Origin of the sequence: Azotosporobacter soli, assembly GCF_030542965.1 — a bacterium.
Classification (GTDB): domain Bacteria; phylum Bacillota; class Negativicutes; order SG130; family SG130; genus Azotosporobacter; species Azotosporobacter soli.
Genome location: NZ_JAUAOA010000002.1, coordinates 376,068 through 396,362 on the forward strand (window position 1 = coordinate 376,068; position 20,295 = coordinate 396,362).

Below are 20,295 nucleotides of genomic sequence, written 5' to 3' on the forward strand. Positions count from 1 at the left end.
CTCAAAACTTGAACCTGGCTTCAAAACCAAGCCACTTGCGCTTTTGATCATCCGTTGCCGCGATGACGCTGATCCGTCGCGTCAGGTCATAGCGCAGCGCCGCTTCATATGCCGAATAGCCGATCGCCATATTATAACTCACGAACAGTCGGTCATTGATGTATTTACCCAGTTGCAAATTGTATACTTCGCGATTATCGGTCGTTGTACCTTCTTTTTCAAAATAAGTCTTGCGCAAAATTTCACCTTTTGCGCCCTGGTTGATGCGAAATTGATCAAGGCCGAATGCATTTCGGACATTTCCTTCCAGCTGGCCAAGAAATTTGGCCTGCAGTCCCGCGTTCAACAAACCTGAAACTTCATCGAAGCCGCTTCGATCACGTACGTCACCCGTGCGGCCTCCCGCATTCAGCACCGCCATAATTTGCGCCTGGCTTAGCGCCGGTTCCGACGTCAGCTTGAAATCAAGTGCGCTGACCGGCCCATTCACCGTAAGATCGACCGCCAGTTGCGGCAATTTCGCCTGCGCCGCTAAGCGAATCGTCGGTTCGAACGCGAACGGACGGTTGAAGTCGACCGACCCTTCAAAAATTTTGAAAGTGGTGCTCAGATAATTGATCGTGCCGTTCATCACGCGCACCCGCCCGCTCGAAGAAGGCTCTTTCAGCGTTCCGCCAAAATGAAGTCTCCCGCGCGCCAGGATGTCATAGAAGAGTGGATGGTATGCCCTGACCCGGTTGCCGACCGCGATATTCAGGTCGAGGCCCAGGTCAAGATTACTGGCGCCGAATTCCGGTACGCCCGGAACGGTGATCGTGTCCTGCTCAAAGATCAAATCCCCCGCCAAAAGCGGTATGCCGTTTTGTCCGGGGCGCAGCGTCAATTCGCCGCGCACGGGTCCGGTGAAGTACGCATGACGAATCAGCGGCGCATTTAGCTTTAATGCCAGGTCATAATCGCGCCAATGCCAGTCCTGCCAGCGCAGACTTCCATCCAACGCGATTGTTCCCGTTCCCAGTTTCGCACTAAGTTGATTCACCTTGACCACATCGTCAGCGACAGTAACGTTCATTATAATATTTTCCAGCGGATCCTTAAAACCGGCAAATTTAAGTTTTCCACCGTTTACGCTTATGGCACCATTCATCTTTGGCGCATGCAACGTTCCTGTGATCGCAATTTCTCCCTGCGTCGCACCATCACCCCATTCCACTACCTTGGGCACAAGCAGCGGCAGAATACTAAGATTAGCATTGTCGAGTCGGCAACGCAAATCCATTTCAGATCCATTATCAGTGCCGCTACGGCCTTTCGGCGTCAATGCCGCCAACGGGATATTGCCGTAGGCGCTGGCCCGGTAAATTCCTTTGCGCAGCAAAACCTGATTCACTTGGATATTGCCTTTTTCCAAAATCAACAATCCATACAGCGAATCAAAAGTGGCTTCTTTGACGCCGCCGTCATTAATTTCAACCGACATCGCTGCCTGTGGTTCTTGCGTCGTACCATTAACCTGCGCCGCAAATTGCAGCTTTCCTTTCAAATCCCAATCGCTTCCCAATAGCGCCGTTATGATCCCTGCATCAATTCCTTGCCCGCCAATTTCAAGATTCAAAGGGCCATCAATCGCAGCGGTTCCTTGCGCTACAAGCGTCCCATTTCCTTGATGTGCTGTTAATTGGTTGATTTTCAAGACATTGTTTTCTAACGCCAGATTCAAGTCCACGCTCTCCAACGGATAATTTCGAATGCTGCCGTTTGTTAACTGACCGTCCACCCAGACATCCGGTTGTTTGGCATGACCTGCGACACGAATCTCACCGGAAAGCTTACCTCGCAAATCGCGGTTCGACAATTGAAAAATCGGCATAATTCGTTCCAGTGTCAAATTTTTCAACTGTAAGCTGCCAAAAACGCTCTGATCTTTAAAATCGATTCCTCCGGTAAATACGCCCTGGCCTTCGCCCTGTTGAAACGAAGCATCTGTAATATCCAGTTCATCATCAACAAATTTCATCTTGCCGCGTATATTCTGGATTGTTTCTTTGTCCAGCTGCAATCGCTCGGTTTGAAATTCTCCAGCAAATATTGGTTGCGCTGCAGTCCCTGTCAGCGTTCCACTGCAGGTTCCAATGCCGCTCACCGGATACGGATATTGAAACGGCAGACGGGCAAAATCAAGATTATCCGCCGCTACCGCCAGATTAAGCTCTGCGCCGCGCGTCGTCTGACCGCTGACCCGGATCCGGGTGTTCAACGAGTCGATTTCGACGCCTTTCAGTTGCAGCTCCTGACCGCTAATTGAATAATCCCCTTCCGCACGTGCCACCAGGCGACCGCGAAAACTACCGTCACTCAGCTTGACGTGGCCACTGCCGTCGGGTCTCGCACGACTGCCGTGCAAAACGATCTCATTATCAATATTGCCGGTGATTTCTTCGCCCGGCAATAAAAACTTCACCACATTTTCCGCTCTTGCCTGTCGGCTGACAACGCGTAAATTCAACGGCCCATCGGCCGCGTAGCTGATTCGTCCGTCAACTCGGTGTTCCGCTGTCTTGTCACGTAGCAGCCAGTTATCAAGAGTCACGCCCTGCGCATCAAGGCGCAGTCCGCCCGTCGCCAATTGATACGGCTGCTTAAGCGCCGTACCGTCGTGCAGTGCGGCCGTTCCCGTCAACTGCCATTCCGGCAGACGACCGCTCAAGCGGCCGCTGAACGTCCCGTTGCCGCTGATTTCCGGGGTAAATCGCTCAAGCGGCAACTGGTTTCCCGCTAGCGCCATATCGATATTCTGCCGAGAAATCCGTCCCTGCCCGGTCACGCTGCCTTCGCCGATCTGCAGCGCCAACGCGTCCACTTCAACGTCATCACTATTGCCCTGAAACGAAGACTGCAGCGCGTCGATTCGGATCCCCTGCAGAGAGATATCCTTCGCCCGCAAGGAAAGCGCATAACGCTGCGTCTTGCTGTCGAGCGTACCGCTCAGCGACGCCGCGCCGCCGAGCATCTCCGCCTCCGCCTGCGAAAGCGTCAGTTTTCCCTCCGCAAAGACGGCGCTGATCTTTACCTTCTCCGCCTGATACTGCTGCCAGTTCAATTGCGCCGCGCGAAGTTCGCCGCTGACCACCGGCTGATCGTATGCGCCTGCGATCGTTAGGTCGGCATCGACAAGCCCCGTAACCGGGCAAGCCGCCCAGAAACGGCTTATATCCGCCTGCTTTAGCGTAAGCGTACCGTTCAAGCGCGGTGCGCCTGTCGACCAGTCCGCCTGTCCATTCAGCTTTACCGCCTGTTCCATGACCTTGCCCGCCGCCACGGCATAAAGGCTGTGTTCGCTGAAGATGACGCGTCCGGCAACTTCTGAAACAGACCACTCGCCAAACGTCGCCGCCCCTTCTTTGACAGCCGTTTCACCGGCAAATGTCCAGTGACCTTTGTTCCCGTTGAGTGTCAGCACCAAATCTTCAACCTGTCCGTTAACGCTCGCTACGTCATACTGACGCGGATAGAAAGGAGCATACTCTGCCAGATCAAGCCGCTTCGCCGTGAGCGTCATACCGCTTCGCCCCGAAGAGTGATAACGCCCGCTAAGCCTCACATCTTGCCCGGATACTTTGCCGTTAAAATCAAGCTGCAGCGCCGGGAGGTCCGCGCAATCTGCCGTACCGTTCAACTCGTCAAGCATCCAAATCCGGCCCTGACTCTGCACTTCGATCTCCGCCAGATTTATTTGCACGACGCCGGAAAAACTTGATTTTTCCGCACGCTCTTTCTGCAACAACTTATCAATATTCCACGTGCCGTCCTGTTTCTGGCGCAGCCAAAGGCTCGGTTTTTCAAGCACGACGCTGCTCACCATCGCCAACGCAGGTTTTCCCTGCAAGATGCGCAGCGGATTTACACTCACCTTCAACTGGGGAACCGTCAGCAATTTTGCGTCGCCGTCCAAAACAGTTACGTCATTGGCGGCAAGGCTATTAAAGGAGGTTGCTTCCATCCTCCCGATCGTCACCGACATGCCGAGTTCCTCACTCAGACGGGCCGGCAGTTGTTCTTTTAATTCGGCAATCAACGCTTTTCCCGATAAAAGCGCTGCGCCGATTATGAGCAAACTGAAGCTCAGCAGCAACCATTTCCATCTGTTTTTCATCGGTTTCCTCCTGAAGGGTATCAGGTATCATATTCTACGCGAAGGAACCCTTTCCTGCCATAGAGCTCGAATGTTCATAAAGCCGTAAGAATTGCAGGATAAAAGAAAAAGCCGCGGATTTCTCCGCAGCTTTTCACCGATTGCTTAGTTTACCGCAATGCCCATCGCTTTTTCCAATTTGGCACGGCTCGTGTTGTAATCATAAAGCGCCTGGTAGTAGTTCGTCTTCGCCTGCGTCAGTGCAACCTGTGCATCAATGACGTCGATATTCGTTCCGACGCCGGCCATATAGCGGACTTGCGCGATCTTAAAGTCTTCTTCCGCTTTAGTAACCGCTACTTTACTGGTATCGATCCGCTTTTCCGCTTCGCGCAGACCGAGAAAGTTCTGACGCACTTCAAGCTGTACCGAATCTTTTGTCTGTTGCTCCAGCTGCAACGTCTTGTCAAACGCCTGCTGCGCTTTGCCGATATTCGCATTCGTGACGCCGGAATCAAAGGCGTTCCAATTCAACGTTGCCCCGACAGACCAATTGCTATTTCCACTGCCCGGAAAATCCTTGTTATTCCAATCCTGCGTGCCAAAGACGGCGATTGTCGGCAGATGTCCGCCCTCCGCTGCCCTTTTGTTTTCCTTCGCGGCCTCTACGCCAAAAGCGGCCTGGATCACTTCCGGACGGTTCTTCAGAGAATAGTCGATGCAGGTATCGAGCGTCTTCTCATAAGGAAGATACTGCAATTCCTCTTTGACCGACAGTTCCGTGCCAAGCGGCAACCCAATCACGTTGTTCAGCGTGGAAATCGACAGGTCATAGGTGTTCTGCGCTTTGATCAGACTTTGCTGCGCATTGGCCAATTCCACTTCCGAGCGCAGCACATCAGACTTGGCAACCGTTCCAACTCCGTACTGCGCCTGAACATTCTTTAGATGAGCGGTCAGCTGATCGACCGATTCCTGCGCGACTTGCAACAGATTGCGCGCCTGCAAAATTCCGTAGTAGCCGTTTGTCGCATCCAGTTTGATCTGCTGCATCGCCTTGGCCACGCCAAAATCCGCCGAACTATAGTTGGCCCGTGCAGCGCCGACTAAACCCTCTTTTTGTCCAAACGTATAGACGTTCCAACCGAGTGAAAGCTTATTGTCAAATTTATTGGTCACATTGCCGCTCGTCGTAAGACTGTTGCCATGCGCCGCCGTATGCGTATAGCCGACCGAAGGCAGGAGCGCCCCTTCCGCGATCTTAATGCCGTATTGCGCCGACGCTTTGTCCTGAACAGCTATCTTAACCGTCGGATTATTCTGCAGCGCGAGTCGCACGCTGTCTTCGAGCGTCAATTCCGTAGGCGCCGCCTGAACCAGACTGGTCTGCCCAGCCAATAGAATGCCGACCAGCAACATATTCCAGCCACGCCGCCATTTTCGTTGTATTGTCATCAATAAACCTCCTTGACTAAATAGTCATTTTACTTTTCCCATTATATTCATCTCATGAATCTCTGTCAAATAACGACGCTAAAAATTTTGCCGTACGCCGATGAAATCAGCGCGTTTGTCCGACTTATTAGCGGCATCGCGTTCGCCGACCAGGTAGGTGTTTTCTCCGATTTTGTACTGCGCGCGCAATTTCAGCCGGATGTCATTCGGATCATAGGCATCGACCGACAGGCGCATCGGCCCGAGTTTCGCATCTACGCCGACGCCAAGCTGGCTGTCGATAATGCCGGCCCGTGCCGCCATCTTGTCATTTTCCTTGCCCAATTGAAAATTTCCTTTTGTCCCCTGGCCAATATTGCTGGCGCCAAGCACCGCGAAATTTTCAGCCGACGTGTTGATCTTTACGTCGAGGTCGGCGCTGTATTTACCGCTTTCTTGATTATACAACACTTCGACGCCAGGTTGCACTTTAATATTTTCCACCTTGGTCAGCAGTTTGTTCGCTTTTTCGCTTGCCTGTCTGGCGTTGCGTAACGTCTCCTTGATATTTTTCGCCGTTTCCGGATCGGTCACGATCCCTTCAAGCGATTCGGCCATCTTTTCCACCCGCACACTGGTACGCTGCAGATTGTGAATCGTCTCACGCAAATCTTTGGCCGTCTGTCCGTTGTTGTCGACGTCGGAGACCATTCGATCGACTTTGGCCGCGACGCTGTTCAAGCCTTCGGACATCGCCCGCAGGTTGCGTACGATAAGCGTGACGTCGCCTTCATTATTCTGCGCCATCCGGGCCAGACTGGCGCTCATCGCATTTAGATTGGCTGTCAAGTCGCGCGCGTTGAACGCCGTTTCCTTGAGCGCCTGCTTGAATGCTTCATCGCCAACGATGTCATTCAATGAACGGATCAACTCCCTGGCATCCTTGAGTACCTTATCGGCCGAGGAGACCAGTTCTTCAATCCCCTGATGATCCTGTCCCACGACCACGCTGCCGGGAGTCAGATAGCCGACCACCTGCGGCGGCGGCAGGATATTGATGAATTTTTCGCCGAGCAGACCGTCCGCACCGATCGTGAACTTAGCGCCCGCCGGAATCTTGATGCCGTGCTGGATGCCCATCGTCACCATTACGCCGTCGGCTTGCACTTCGACCCGTTTGATCAGGCCGACGTCGACACCGGCATAACGAACCGCATTGCCTTCTTTCAGACCGCTGACCTGCGTAAAGCGGACCTGCAGCGGGTAGCCTTTTTCACCCCAGGAAAAGCCGCCTAAATGTATGATCATATAAGCCAGCAGAACAACTCCCAGCAATGTCACTGTTCCCACCTTGGCTTCCGTTGTCCATTTCATCGTCCGGCCCTCCTGCGTATATAGACTTCCGGTGATTTCAACCCCTGAATGAATTGCTGCACCAGAGGATTTTCCGAGTTTTTGATTTCTTCGACGCTGCCGACCTGCAAAATCTGTCCATCGTGGATCATCGCAATCCGGTCGGCAATCGCGAACGCACTGCTCATATGGTGCGTCACAACCACCGAAGTCACGCCAAACAAGCGTTTCGTGCCGATGATCAAGCGGTCGATCGTCCCCGACATGATCGGATCCAGCCCCGCCGTCGGTTCGTCATAGAGCAGAATGTCTGGTCGATTTGCTACCGCCCTGGCCAGGCTGACTCTTTTTTTCATGCCGCCGGACAACTCATTCGGCATCGCGTCTTGTTTGCCGTCGAGACCGACCATACGCAAATTGCGCGCTACGATCCGGCTGATCTCGGCTTCATTCATCTGCGTATGTTCACGCAGGCCAAACGCCACATTTTCGCCTACGCTCATTGAATCGAAGAGCGCCGAATATTGAAATACCATCCCCATCTTCAAGCGCAGAAGGTTCATCTGATCTTCCGACAACGCGGTGATTTCCTTTTCCTGCAGCCAGATCGCGCCGGAGGTCGGACGCATCAGACCGATAATCAGGCGCAGCAGCGTACTTTTTCCGGAGCCGCTCGGTCCGATAATAACCATCGTTTCGCCCTGCTCGATCTTCAGATTAATATCGCTCAAAATGCGTCGCCTTTCAAAATCCATATTCACATGTTCCAAACGAATCAAACGTATAGCACCTCCTTCTGCAACCTGCACTTAGCGATACAACAACAAGGACAGAAAATAATTGCTGATAAAAATCAAAATCATCGACGTCACGACAGCGCCGGTCGTCGCATTGCCGACGCCTTCCGCGCCCTCTTTGGCGTCGAGTCCTTTATAACAGCCAATAATGGCAACGATGCCGCCGAAGAACATCGACTTGATCAAACCGCCGGTAATATCGTTGACCACCGCAAAGACCTGGATCGAATGCAAATAGGTGAACGGACTGATATCGGCATAATAGACCGCGACCAGATAACCGCCGCTGACGCCGATGACATTGGCAAAAACGACCAGGATCGGCGCCATGAATACACAGGCTAAAAAACGCGGCACCACTAAATATTGCACAGGATTGACCGCCATCACGCGCAGTGCGTCGATTTGTTCGGTGACCTTCATCGAACCAAGCTCCGCCGCAATCGCTGCGCCGACTCTACCGGCCAGCACGACGCCGCTTAAGACAGGCGCCAGTTCGCGCGCCATCGAAATCGCGGTCATACCGCCGACCGATGACTGCGCACCGTATTTGATGAATTCATGCGCGGTCTGCACCGTCATAACCATGCCAGTAAAGAGAATCGTCAATAAAATGATCGGCAGGGAGTCGACGCCCAAATGCGCCATCTGATTCAACACATGCCGTAGTTTGGGGCGCTGCGGCACATGATACAGCGTATCGAGAAACAGCAGCATCACGCGTCCGCCGGTTTCCAGGCGCTGCAGCACCGACTGCCCGATTTTTTCGACGATAAGCATGCCACTCCTCCTTTTGCATCGAATGCTTGAAAAAGCTCTGCTTCTTATTCCGTCTTCGCAGCAGAGATAATATTATAAAGATATTCCCTATAAAAGTTCGCTTCCCTTCTCAGTACGCAATTTTTCCTCACTTTACCCCGGCAAATCTTTTTTCTTTTGCCGCGAAAAGCAACGCTTAAAACGCTCCTTGTGCTTTTCCCACATAAAAAAGCAGTTGCTTTTATCGCAACTGCTTTTCAAATTATCCTTTCACGTTCAGCGTGACCTGCGAATCGCCGTCAATGATGTACTCTGTGGACGTATGCGACTTTGCCTTCGGCGCTGTCTTCTTCAGCTTGTCCTTGCTGCTTGCCGCGGCATTGGCGTTGCCTTTGTCGGCTTCCGGATTATTGTTCTTCGCGCCGCTCTGCAGCGCGGCGCTGTCTTCGCCGATCATCGCCGCATTCGGTTTAGGACCGCTTGGCCCCTGCCCCTCCATCGGCTCCATTTCCATGATCTCAACCACCACGTCGTTGTTGTGATCGCGCTCGGCGAAGCTTTTTACTTCGTCGCCCAACGTCTTGTTCTTATTGCGCTTATAACCGAGCATCTGCAGCTCTTCTTCCAACCCCGTCTTTTTCAGCAATTGCTGGAGCGGTATGATGCCGCCGCCGCGCACCTCCAGCATCAGCGGTCCTTCGGCTTGCGTCTTGGGCACGTCAAACGTGACCTGCTGCACAAACGCTTCACCGCGGAACGGCTTCAACTTGACCTCCAGATCGACCTTTTGCCCCGGTTTGACGTTCGTCTGCTTCGCTTTCGCCTCGACGATCGTCGCCGTCCGCCGTTCTTCTTCCACCTTGACGCTGACGTCGATATTCATGATATTGACTTTTTGATATTGATTGGCAGCCAGCATGTTGACCGCTTCGAAAAATTCGCCGACTGCACTTTCACTAATGCTGGCCGGGCTATAAAACATATTTTCCCGTTTCAATTCACCGCCCGGCAGATCCGCGCTGCTGATCCGGAAAGACACCTTAGCCGTCCCCGGCCCGGTGCGATCCATCGCCTTGTCGATGACGTTGAACGTCGTCGCGGTAGCCAGGATTGGTCCAATTTCTTCATCGCGTACGACCTGAACCGCCGCATCCTGGCTGCGGCCCGTGCCCAGATCGCTCACCTGGATGCGCAGCGGCACGATGTTCGGATAGCGACCTTGCTGCCCTGCAACGGCGGCGCCGCGGTCCTGGTTAATAATGCCAAGAGTTTCGCCAGTTGCCCCTACTTTAAAGGAACTTTCCAGGCTTTTCACCGTCGTGAACATATAGGCATTAGTCATAAAATAACCGATGTTTCCTTTTTTGAGAAAGGGATGGCCAAACGCCACCACCTTGTCGCCTTCAACATAGGTGACCGTGCCCAACGCGCCAACGCTTGCATCCCCGCGCACCAGCTGTACGCCGATCGCGCTGCCCGGTTCCAGCGGCGCAAAGCTGACGCCCTCCGGAGCCTCGCCCGTCGCATACGGCACCAGATTGTACGGCTGCAATTTCTGCTTTAACATCTCCAGCGCCGGTTTGCCAAAACCGGATACCATCAGCGGCGTCGCAAGCGGCTGTATGCCTGACGCCACCTGGCTGTTTCTCCCATCCGGCAGTTCCCACAAATTGACCATATCGCCAATCGGCGTCACCATGCCAACCCGGTGATCGGTCAGTGACCAGCCGTAAGCAATCGCGCCGACCAGGCGTCCGTCAATATAGACCGGACTGCCGCTCATGCCCTGCGCGATGCCGTCGGTACGCTCAATGACGTTGCCCGACGTGCGCACTAAGATCAAATCGCCTACCGGTCCTTTGTTTTTTAGTACGCCCAACACTTCAACGCCAAATTCTTCAATCTTCGTCCCCTCGACTACGGTTCGTCCGATGCCGGTCATACCGATTTTGATATCCTCCACCGGCATGAACGAAGCCGCTGCCTGCGCTTCGTTTGCCAAACACATCAGGCAAAGCAGCAAAAGCGGCAAACAGATTTTCTTGCACAGGTTGTGCATCCTCATCATACGATTCAAGCTCATCTTCCTTTCCTTTACGGGTTTATTTTAACGTTAAAAGAAGACACAGAGCGAGGCGCTTAGCCGTTGACCTTTGCCTCATCCCTGTGTCTTATCCTATTCTTTCAATCACTACTGGACTTCCAATTTCACAACGACTTGCCCGGCCGCTACATGTCCGCCCGGGCTGACCAGGACTTGCCGGACGGTGCCGTTCGCACTGGCTCTTGCCGCCGGTACCGCACCGCTGATCGTCTGTACCTTGACCAGTACATCGCCTTCGTGTACCGTCTGTCCGACAACCGCCAGCTGATCGGCCAGTACGGTTCCCGCCAACGCACTGCGCTGGTCGGCCATGCCGCCTGCCATTACGATGCCCGCTAAAGCAGTCGCACCAAGCAGCGCCAACAGGACTGCCGCTAGGATCTTCGTTCGCATTTTCTTCATAGTAGCTGACGCCTCCTTTTTCTATTTTAACGATTTATTTCTGACTTTATGGCTTACCTTGATTATACATCATTTTTAGCGGTACGACTACTAATGCATCACCGACGCGACGTTCCCGGCCATCCGACGGTTTATTCACGATACGTCCGTTCATCACCATTTCCGATGAGCCGCCGCCGTCAAAATTCATCGCATCCTGCGCACCGATTTCCTGCATGAAAAGCGCCAGTTCTAAAAGCGTCATGCCTACGCTGTGCGTTTGGCGTCCGTCGACCACAACCAGTAAGACGTGTCCGTCCTTCGTTACGCCAAGCGCCGTACGCGGCGCGCGTCCGCCCGCAACGTCCGCGCCAAAGTTCTCCGCCTTCGTCGTCAGATAGACGCCGCCGTCTTTTACCAGCATCGGGCCGGCGCCGGCAATATAGGCCGCCTTATCCCATGGCGCTCCCATCGATTGGTTGATTTTGACCGTATCACCAACCTTCAAACCCGCCAATGCTTTCTCCGCATTGCCATGACTTGACAGGACGATGCTGTCGCCGCCGAGCGTCGAGTTCCCCTTACTGATCGCGGTCACTTTATTGCCGGTAATCCGGTATTCCGTCCCATACGGATTGGTTTTCGTGCTGCCGGCATAATATTTATTATAGACGATCAGCGTATCTTCATTGCGTTCGCAATTGACGCCGCTGATCGCAATGCTTCGACTATCCGGCAACGTGACCGTGCCGTTATACTCAACCTGATCGATAAGCACTTTACCGTCCGGCATGATCGCCGCCGCCGTACGCACCGTGTCCGGTACGCTGACGATTGTTCCGTCAATCTTTAACAGTCCATAGATCTCGCCTTCCGGCGAAAAATAGGATGCATTGACGCCGCCGACCGAGCGGCTCTTATCCGTCATATCGGAAAGCGTTGCTACCCCCATATTCTGACCGTTGCCCAGCGCCGGTTTGATGCCGTAGCCCTTCAGCGGATCGATTTCCAGGATATGTGCCGCAATGGGGCCCGCATCACCGCTGCGCTGCAGCAATCGGTACTTCACTCCCAGTGCAGGTTCTGCCTCGGCAGGCGTTTCTTCGTTTACAGGCGCTTGCGTTTCGCGCTTGATGTCGAGAATCAGACGGTTCGGATTGCTGAGCGTGAAGACCTGGTACGTCGCGGTCGCCTTCAAGTTGATCAGTACTTTCAACGCATTATTCGCGCCCGGACGGAATTGAATGCTGTCCAGCAGCGTGTCATTATATTTAAGCTGCGCCGCACCAACTTTGCTCAATGTATTGGAAAAATCCAGCTGAATTTGCGCCGGACTCTCCTGAAACGCCGCATCATATTCTGGCAGTGTATTGACGTCGAATACCAAACGGATCCGCTCCGCACTCTGACTATAGCGCACCTTTTGAATCGTTGAAACAGTCGCCGCAAATGCTGTCGCAACCTGACTCACGATTAAAAACATCAAAACACCCAGCAGCAGGTACCGTTTTTTCATTTTGCTCCTCCTTTGCAGGCGTTGCAGCGAGTGGCCTTTTTAATGCGCTTGCCCTCCGCTTTGCCGCCCATAGCCAAAAGGCACAAAGAGAGCCGACGCATTAAAAGCGGGCATTCTGCTTCGTGCCTTCTTATCCTTTTTATTTGCTTGTTTTCTTCGCGTTTGCCGCCTGCGCAAACGGGTCAGCCGCCGGTTGCGAAAGTTGGCGGTACATCATGTCCGCCAGACCGATTCCGCCTGCCTTAGACATGTTCCGTGTCGTCTCGACGTCCATCATCGACTGGAACAGTTCTTGATTTCGCGTATTGATCATGTCCTCTTTCGGCACCGTCTTACGCATTTCCGTCAACATCAGGTTGATAAAGACCGACTCCAATTCCTGGCAGGTCTGGCGCAGCTTTACGTCATCTTTATCGGTCTTCAGCTTCTCGCCGGCCGCCGCCAGTTCCTTGGCAAAATTGCCTTTGGCCTGCTGTTCGGCAACCATCTGTACCGAAGCCGCATCCATACCGGACATTCGTCTGATTTCCATCTCTTATTCCTCCCGGACTATATGATCTGCAGGTCGGCATGCAGCGCACCGGCTGCTTTCATCGCCTGCAAAATGGCAATGATATCGCGCGGCGTCGCGCCGATGGCATTGAGTGCATTTACAACATCGCCCACGTTGGAAGTTGACGGCAGCACCAGCACGTTGGCCTTCGGTTCATCCACCGTCACATTGGTATTGCTGGTGACCGCCGTATTGCCGTTCGAAAACGGATTCGGCTGCGACACGGTCGTATCCTTGGCGATTTTTACGCTTAGGCCGCCCTGCGCCACCGCAACCTGATCGATCGAAACGTTCGATCCCATGACCACGGTGCCCGTCCGTTCGTTAATCACGACCTTCGCCGCTGCATCGGTCGTGATATAGATATCTTCCATTGCCGCGATGAATCCGACTGCATTGCCGCCATATTCACCCGGCACATACATTTCGACCGTACCAGGGTCTTTTGCATTCGCAATGCCGCCGAAGCGACGGTTAACCGCATCGGCAATCCGGCTCGCAGTAGTAAAATCAGGCTGATTGAGCGCCAGACGCACCATGCCGTTGTCCGCCATCTGCATCGGTACTTCCCGTTCGACCATCGCGCCGTTCGGCGTCGTTCCGACCGTTAGAAAATTCTTCTGCTGGCTGCTGCCGCCGCCGCCGGCGGCGAAGCCGCCAATCGAAACAGGACCCTGCGCCACCGCATACGTCTGACCATTCGCTCCGCGCAGCGGCGTCTGAATCAGCACGCCGCCCTGCAGGCTTTTCGCGTCGCCCATCGAAGCGACGTTAATATCAATCGTGTCACCCGGTTTTAAAAACGGCGGCAACTGCGCCGTGACCATGACCGCCGCGACGTTTTTCGATTGTAACTGCGCCGCGCTGATCGTCACGCCAAACGTCTTCATCATGCTGGCGGTGGATTGCAGCGTCTGCAGGATCTTATTCGAGTCGCCCGTTCCGGTCAGACCGACAACCAGGCCATAACCGACCAGTTGATTGGCGCGCACGCCCTGCACCTTGGCGACGTCCTTAATCCGGCTGTTCGCTCCGGCCTGAACGACGGCACTGAGCGCAAATAAAGCGAGCAACACCAGGCTCAGTAAACGTATCTGTCTGTTCATAGTCCCTCCTACATTTAAAAGAAGAAATTAAGCAGCTGCGTGATGATGCCCTGCTTCTGCTTCGCCGCAATCGGGCCTTTACCGTCAATATGAATCTGCGCATTCGCCACATTATACGAATATACGGTATTATCACCGGAGATATCTTCGGTGCGCACGATTCCGTTAACGGTGATCTTTTGTTCCTCGCCGCCCTGCGCCACCGTCTGGCTGCCGGCAATCACCAGATTGCCGTTCGGCTTCACTTCGACGACCTGCGCAGTCATCCTGGCCGTCACGGTGTTGCTGTTGCTGACCGTCCCGTTGGTTGCCACGCTATCAGCGTTTTTCGCGCTGGCCGAAGAATCCAGTTTGAAGAAACGGAACAATTGGCTGAACAAGCCGGTGCTGGCGCTCATATTAGCCGATGCACTCTTTGAATTGCTGGTCTTGCCGGTCCGCGTCGCGGTACTGGTTTCGCTGATCAAAATGGTCAGGATATCGCCTACTGTCCGCGCTTTTCGGTCGCTATACATATTCGCCGCCGGCGATTGTTCGTTCCACAGTGATTCTGCCGCGACCGGCGCCGCTATGCCCAGCAGCCAAACGACTGCCATTATAGCTGCCAAGTTTTTGTATCGATGGGTCGTTTTCATCTAATCACCTTCCCCTGCTTGCCGTTGGCTGCTGCCCGGCGTGATCACCTGAACGGTATTGGCGTCAATGACCCGGCCGGTAACGAGTTTCTTCGAATTCATATTCATTACCCGGATCAGTTGGCCTACCCGGCCATCCTGCGCCGCCTGTCCTGCCGTCACAATTTCCATTCCGGCCACGCGGGCAACGATGTTGACCGGACTGCCGCGCCGCACGAGCAGCGGTTTTTCCAGCAGATTCGTCGTCATCACCGTGCCCGGGTTGATAATCCGTTTGGCGGCCAAGCCCTCAAACTTGCTGCTGTCCAGATAGTAGCCGTTCATCCGTCCGACATCGGTCCGCTCCAAGCGAAGATCCTCGGGACGAATCACCTGCCCGGCCATGATCACGCGATTCGCGACAACGATCGGCCGGAACAGGCGTATTTCCATTTTGACATACGTTTTAATTACCGTCGGCTGTCCATTGATCCAGACGACAGCGCGCACGGCATTGACGCCATTATAATGCAGCGGTGCCGACAGCTCAATACGGATCTCGACATCGCCGGGCGGCGCCAGCAAATCGCCGACTTCGCCCACCACAGCGACTTCAATTTCATCTCCTGCAGCGGCGCTGCTGATTTGGCTCTTCACCGCCGCAACGGCTCGCTCTTGAATCAAGCTACCGCGCACGGTCTGTGCGACGGAGACAAGCGTAATCGAATCCGGAATCTGCCATGCGGCATTTTCAAAATCGACGCCGCTGGCCGCTAACCGAGTCGCCAAATACTCGCGCGACCAAACCTGACTGCTTCCCAGCGGCGGCGCAGGAGCCAATTGTATCTCGCGCCAGTATCTGGTCCGCTGATTGTCGACACCTTGGATATCGGCCAGATTTCCCAATAAGACAAAGGGGCCGTCTATCTTTGCCTGTCCGGCGACCGTAATGGTTACGCCGGCCGCACAAACCGCCCCTGTCATGATCATCCAGTATGCAATTGCCAACAAGATGCTGCGCTTCAACATGCTGTCTTCAACCCAATCTTACCGTTTCAGCTGCGCGGCGATCTCCAGCATCGAATCGGCCGTCGTTACCGCTTTGGAATTCATCTCATAGGCCCGTTGTGCGACGATCATGTTAACCATTTCATCGACAACCTGGACATTCGACATTTCCAAATACTTCTGTTCAATACCGCCCGCGCCGTCTACGGTCGGATTCGTGACAACCGCGTCGCCGGAGGCTGCGGTCGGCACCAAAAGGCTGCTGCCGAGCGCGGATAAACCGGCCGGATTGACAAAGCGAGCCAATTGCAGCTGCCCTAAATCCTGCGGCGTGCTCTGACCCGGAATCGTCGCCGAGATGCGTCCGTCTTTCGAAACCATGACGGCTGTCGCCGTGCTCGGAATCGTGATCGCCGGTTCGATCGGATAGCCTTCGCTCGTCACAATACGTCCTTGCGAATCGCGCTGAAACGCGCCGTTTCTTGTATACGCCAGCGTGCCGTCCGGCATCGTGATTTGGAAGAAACCGTCGCCGGCAATCGTCATATCGAGTTCATTGCCAGTCGCCTGGAACGAACCTTGCGTATACATCTTCGTCGTGGCGACGAGTTTTGCGCCATGTCCCATCTGAACGCCAGCCGGCAGCTGACTGTCCGGACCGGTCGTCGAACCGGCCGCCCGAATCGTTTGGTACATCAAATCTTCAAATTCCGCACGGCTTTTCTTGAAACCGGTCGTATTCACGTTAGCCAGGTTATTCGAAATTACGTCGACATTGGCTTGTTGGGCCACCATGCCCGAACCTGCTGTCCACAGAGCTCGCATCATAATTTAGTTACCTCCCCACTTCATCTCGGCGGCTGCAATCAGCAACCATCCGCAGGGCTTCCGCATGCGGTCCAGCCCCTCTTTCAGATTTATCGTCAAAAACACGTTCGATATTAAGCGCTTGGTTAAAAAAACTAGCCTAACTTGCCCACATCGTTAACCGCGCGGCCCATCAGCGTATCATGCGTCTGCACGGCCTTGCTGTTGATCTCATACGAACGGAATGCCGCGATCAGGTTGATCATTTCCGTTACCGCGTTCGTATTCGCCATTTCCAACGCACTTTGCTCCACCATCGTCGTCGACGCTTGCGGACGCGCGTTCGGCGCAGCCTTGAACATGGAATCGCCTTCTTTTAGCAGCTGTTTTTCATCGGCAAACTCAACGATGCGCAATTGACCGATTTCAACCGCTTCGATCTGCCCGGGCTGTTGCAATTGCACCCGTCCATCGCTGCTGATATTGACCTTCTCCGTGTCGCCAAGCTGAATCGGACCGCCTTGCCCCAGCACGCGGTAGCCTTCGGAGGTCACCAATTCGCCTTGTGCACTGCGCTGAAAAGAGCCGTTTCGCGTATAGCGTTCACCGGCCGGCGTCTGGATGACAAAAAAGCCCTTGCCCTTTATCGCCACATCCAGCGGATTGCCGGTCACCTTGAACGCACCCTGATCCTGGATTGTGGCTATCTCGTCAACCATCGTACCGACGCCCATGCCGCCGATCGGCGTCACCGGGCCGTCATTGATTCGTTCCATCAATAAACTGGCAAAATCCTTGTTGATTGTAACGTCCCGCTTATAGCCCGTTGTGTTGACATTGGCCAAATTGTTCGAAATCACATCGGTTCGCGCCGTTTCCGCCAGCATCCCCGAAGCCGAAGTATAAATTCCGCGAATCATCGTCTCACTCCTTTCTTCTACCCTTGCATGATGCCGCCTTTTTTCAGCGTCGTCAAACTATCTTCCAAATTTTCCAGCGCATCGAGCGCTTTTCCGGTGCCGAGCGCTACGCACGACAGGGGATCATCCGCCAGATACGTCGGGATTCCGGTTTCTTCGCGGATCAGTCGATCCAAACCATGCAGCAGCGAGCCGCCGCCGGTCATCACGATGCCGCGATCCATAATATCCGCCGACAATTCGGGCGGCGTATTCTCGAGTACCGACTTCACGCGCTGTACGATCAACGATACCGGTTCGCTGAGTGCTTCCCAGGTCTCGGCCGAAGAGATCTTGACCGTCTTCGGTAAACCAGACAGCAGGTCGCGCCCGCGAATCTCCATCGTCTCCATCTTGCCGGATGGAAACGCCGTCGCGATGTTGACCTTGATTTCTTCTGCGGTTCGCTCGCCGATCATGATGTTGTATTCTTTTTTCACGTAACGAACCAACGCTTCATCAAATTTATCACCGCCAATGCGCAGGGATTCACTGCAAACAATGCCGCCGAGACTGAGCACCGCAACATCGGTCGTGCCGCCGCCGATATCGACAACCATCGAACCGCATGGTTCAGAAATCACGAGTCCCGCGCCCAGCGCAGCCGCGAGCGGTTCTTCGATCAGATACGTCTTGCGCGCTCCTGCCTGCAGCGCCGCTTCGAGAACGGCTCTTTTTTCCACGGTGGTCACGCCGGACGGAATGCAAACCATGATGCGCGGTTTAAAGAGCATGCTCTTGCCGGCGACTTTATTTATGAAATGGCGCAGCATCCGTTCGGTGCTGTCATAATCGGCGATGACGCCTTCGCGCAACGGCCGGATCGCAACGATGTTGCCCGGCGTACGCCCTAGCATCCGTCGCGCTTCTTCGCCGATTGCCAAGACTTTGTTGGTATCCCTGTCGATTGCGACAACCGACGGTTCCCTTAGCACGATCCCTTTTCCTTTTATATATACCAGCACATTCGCTGTTCCCAAATCAACCCCGATATCCATCGCCATTCCAAACATGTTTGCTTTATGCCCCTTTCCCTATTAAAAAACGCTACACATATTACTTGCACTCTTTCTACACTATAAAGCAAAATCCTGCCCGTTGCACGCTTAAAAAACTTATCTAGCATAAAACTACGAAAAACCGCTGCAGCAATCCTTTAGGATAACGGCGAGGTTTTAAAACGAAGAGGGGAAGAAAAGCAAAGATCGGCAGGATTTCATTTGCTTGCGTTCCCTCTTCCCCTCTTTCTTTTCCGCTTCGCAGCTTCGTGCTGAAAATCTTTTGTCTCCGCACAGACGCTCGTATCGCTTCGTCTTTTGTCTTCCATTGATCACAATCTAAGCATTAGAAAAGCCACGAAGGTCGATACGACCTTCGTGGCTTAGGCTTACATTAACCTTACTTCGAACCGACGCGACGGATGTCGGCGCCGACGCCGCGCAATTTGTCGACCAGCCCGTCATAACCGCGATCGATATGATGGATATAGCTGATCTCCGTCTCGCCGTCAGCAACCAACCCGGCCAGCACCAACGCCGCGCCCGCACGCAGGTCGGTCGCTTTTACTTCACAGCCGGTCAGCTCCGTTGCGCCTTCCACGACGGCGCTGCGCCCGTCGATCTTGATGTTCGCGCCCATGCGCTTGAATTCGTCGACATGCATGAAGCGGTTCTCAAACACGGTCTCCGTCACCACGCTGGTGCCCTGCGACACGGTAAGCAGCGCCATTAACTGCGCCTGCATATCGGTCGGAAAGCCGGGGTACGGCAACGTTTTAATGTCGAACGCTTTCAAACTTTTCCGCCCGGGACTTTGCACGCGTATGCCGCTGATTTCTTCCTGAACCTCCACGCCTGCTTCTTTCAGTTTAGCAATGACCGGCTTCAAATGCTCCGGCAAGGCATTTTCCAACCAGACATCGCCGCCGGTCATCGCGGCCGCGACCATGTACGTCCCAGCTTCGATGCGATCCGGAATCACCGTGTATTCCGCGCCCTTCAGTTCCTCGACGCCTTCGATCCGGATAACGTTCGTACCGGCGCCGCGAATGTTCGCGCCCATCACGTTGAGATAATTGGCCAAATCAATGATCTCCGGTTCATGCGCCGGATTTTCAAGAATCGTCTTACCCTTCGCCAAAGCCGCCGCCATCATGATGTTTTCCGTTGCGCCAACGCTCGGAAAATCGAGATAGATTCGTGAGCCTACCAAACCGTTCGGTGCACTGGCATCGATATAGCCGTGTCCGATATCGATCGTCGCTCCCAACGCTTCAAAGCCTTTCAGGTGAAGATCAATCGGTCGGCTGCCGATTGCACAGCCGCCCGGCAATGAAATACGCGCCTTGCCGTAGCGAGCCAAGAGCGGCCCCATGATCAGGAAAGAAGCGCGCATCTTGCGCACCAATTCGTACGGCGCTTCACAGGTAGTGATATTGCTGCTGTCTACGTATAAGGTCTGGGCCGCCTTATTGTATTTGACCGGCACGCCCAGCATTTTCAAAACTTCGCTAAACGTTCTGACGTCTTCGAGATCCGGAATTTCTTCCAGCGTGCTCGGCGTCGTACCGAGCAGCGCCGCTGCGATTACCGGCAGCACCGCATTCTTCGCACCGCTGATCTTTATGCTCCCCTTGAGCGGATTTCCGCCACGGACAATGAGTTTTTCCATCGTATTCCTGTTCCTCCTGCACTTCCAACTATATAAACCGTCACCGGCTACTTTCCCTCATATAGTTTACCATCGACACTCCTGTCAAGCAAGTCCAACATT

Annotated in this window: 16 protein-coding genes; all 16 read right to left on the reverse strand. The window is 54.1% G+C overall.

The genetic code is table 11. The features are described from left to right. Nucleotide 1: 1 nt before the first annotated feature. Nucleotides 2-4,153 carry a translocation/assembly module TamB domain-containing protein gene (locus QTL79_RS03735; RefSeq protein ID WP_346353599.1) on the reverse strand — a complete coding sequence of 1,384 codons (4,152 nt, stop codon included), beginning with the start codon at nucleotides 4,151-4,153 and terminating at the stop codon, nucleotides 2-4. A gap of 144 nt (nucleotides 4,154-4,297) precedes the next feature. Continuing rightward, nucleotides 4,298-5,587 (reverse strand): TolC family protein, encoded by a 1,290-nt coding sequence (locus QTL79_RS03740; RefSeq protein ID WP_346353600.1) that lies wholly within the window; start codon nucleotides 5,585-5,587, stop codon nucleotides 4,298-4,300. Between the two features lie 78 nt (nucleotides 5,588-5,665). Beyond that, nucleotides 5,666-6,940, reverse strand: a complete 1,275-nt coding sequence (locus QTL79_RS03745; protein WP_346353601.1) for an MlaD family protein — start codon at nucleotides 6,938-6,940, stop codon at nucleotides 5,666-5,668. Beyond that, nucleotides 6,937-7,698 (reverse strand): ABC transporter ATP-binding protein, encoded by a 762-nt coding sequence (locus tag QTL79_RS03750; RefSeq protein WP_346353602.1) that lies wholly within the window; start codon nucleotides 7,696-7,698, stop codon nucleotides 6,937-6,939. The genes QTL79_RS03745 and QTL79_RS03750 overlap by 4 nt, the downstream gene beginning before the upstream one ends. 30 nt (nucleotides 7,699-7,728) lie before the next feature. Continuing rightward, nucleotides 7,729-8,496: an MlaE family ABC transporter permease gene (locus QTL79_RS03755; RefSeq protein WP_346353603.1), complete on the reverse strand. Its 768-nt coding sequence runs from the start codon at nucleotides 8,494-8,496 to the stop codon at nucleotides 7,729-7,731. A 241-nt stretch (nucleotides 8,497-8,737) separates the two neighbouring features. Further along, complete coding sequence (locus QTL79_RS03760; protein ID WP_346353632.1) at nucleotides 8,738-10,543, reverse strand: SpoIVB peptidase S55 domain-containing protein; 1,806 nt, start codon at nucleotides 10,541-10,543, stop codon at nucleotides 8,738-8,740. Nucleotides 10,544-10,666: 123 nt separating this feature from the next. Continuing rightward, nucleotides 10,667-10,981, reverse strand: a complete 315-nt coding sequence (locus QTL79_RS03765; protein WP_346353604.1) for a biotin/lipoyl-containing protein — start codon at nucleotides 10,979-10,981, stop codon at nucleotides 10,667-10,669. A 46-nt stretch (nucleotides 10,982-11,027) separates the two neighbouring features. Then, nucleotides 11,028-12,476, reverse strand: coding sequence for a phosphodiester glycosidase family protein (locus tag QTL79_RS03770; protein ID WP_346353605.1), 1,449 nt, complete (start codon nucleotides 12,474-12,476; stop codon nucleotides 11,028-11,030). Between the two features lie 139 nt (nucleotides 12,477-12,615). Then, on the reverse strand, nucleotides 12,616-13,008 hold the full coding sequence (locus QTL79_RS03775) for a rod-binding protein (protein WP_346353606.1): 393 nt from the start codon (nucleotides 13,006-13,008) through the stop codon (nucleotides 12,616-12,618). A 17-nt stretch (nucleotides 13,009-13,025) separates the two neighbouring features. Then, nucleotides 13,026-14,135 (reverse strand): flagellar basal body P-ring protein FlgI, encoded by a 1,110-nt coding sequence (locus tag QTL79_RS03780; RefSeq protein WP_346353607.1) that lies wholly within the window; start codon nucleotides 14,133-14,135, stop codon nucleotides 13,026-13,028. 14 nt (nucleotides 14,136-14,149) lie between these two features. Beyond that, entirely contained in the window at nucleotides 14,150-14,770 is a 621-nt protein-coding gene (locus QTL79_RS03785) for a flagellar basal body L-ring protein FlgH (protein WP_346353608.1), read from the reverse strand. Next, on the reverse strand, nucleotides 14,771-15,778 hold the full coding sequence (gene flgA, locus QTL79_RS03790) for a flagellar basal body P-ring formation chaperone FlgA (RefSeq protein WP_346353609.1): 1,008 nt from the start codon (nucleotides 15,776-15,778) through the stop codon (nucleotides 14,771-14,773). It abuts the gene before it with no gap. Nucleotides 15,779-15,796: 18 nt separating this feature from the next. Next, nucleotides 15,797-16,585, reverse strand: a complete 789-nt coding sequence (gene flgG / locus QTL79_RS03795) for a flagellar basal-body rod protein FlgG (RefSeq protein WP_346353610.1) — start codon at nucleotides 16,583-16,585, stop codon at nucleotides 15,797-15,799. Between the two features lie 134 nt (nucleotides 16,586-16,719). Further along, nucleotides 16,720-17,484: a flagellar basal-body rod protein FlgF gene (gene flgF, locus QTL79_RS03800; protein WP_346353611.1), complete on the reverse strand. Its 765-nt coding sequence runs from the start codon at nucleotides 17,482-17,484 to the stop codon at nucleotides 16,720-16,722. A 17-nt stretch (nucleotides 17,485-17,501) separates the two neighbouring features. Then, complete coding sequence (mreB, locus tag QTL79_RS03805) at nucleotides 17,502-18,536, reverse strand: rod shape-determining protein (RefSeq protein WP_346353612.1); 1,035 nt, start codon at nucleotides 18,534-18,536, stop codon at nucleotides 17,502-17,504. A 385-nt stretch (nucleotides 18,537-18,921) separates the two neighbouring features. Continuing rightward, on the reverse strand, nucleotides 18,922-20,193 hold the full coding sequence (murA, locus tag QTL79_RS03810) for a UDP-N-acetylglucosamine 1-carboxyvinyltransferase (RefSeq protein WP_346353613.1): 1,272 nt from the start codon (nucleotides 20,191-20,193) through the stop codon (nucleotides 18,922-18,924). Between the last annotated feature and the right edge of the window lie 102 nt (nucleotides 20,194-20,295).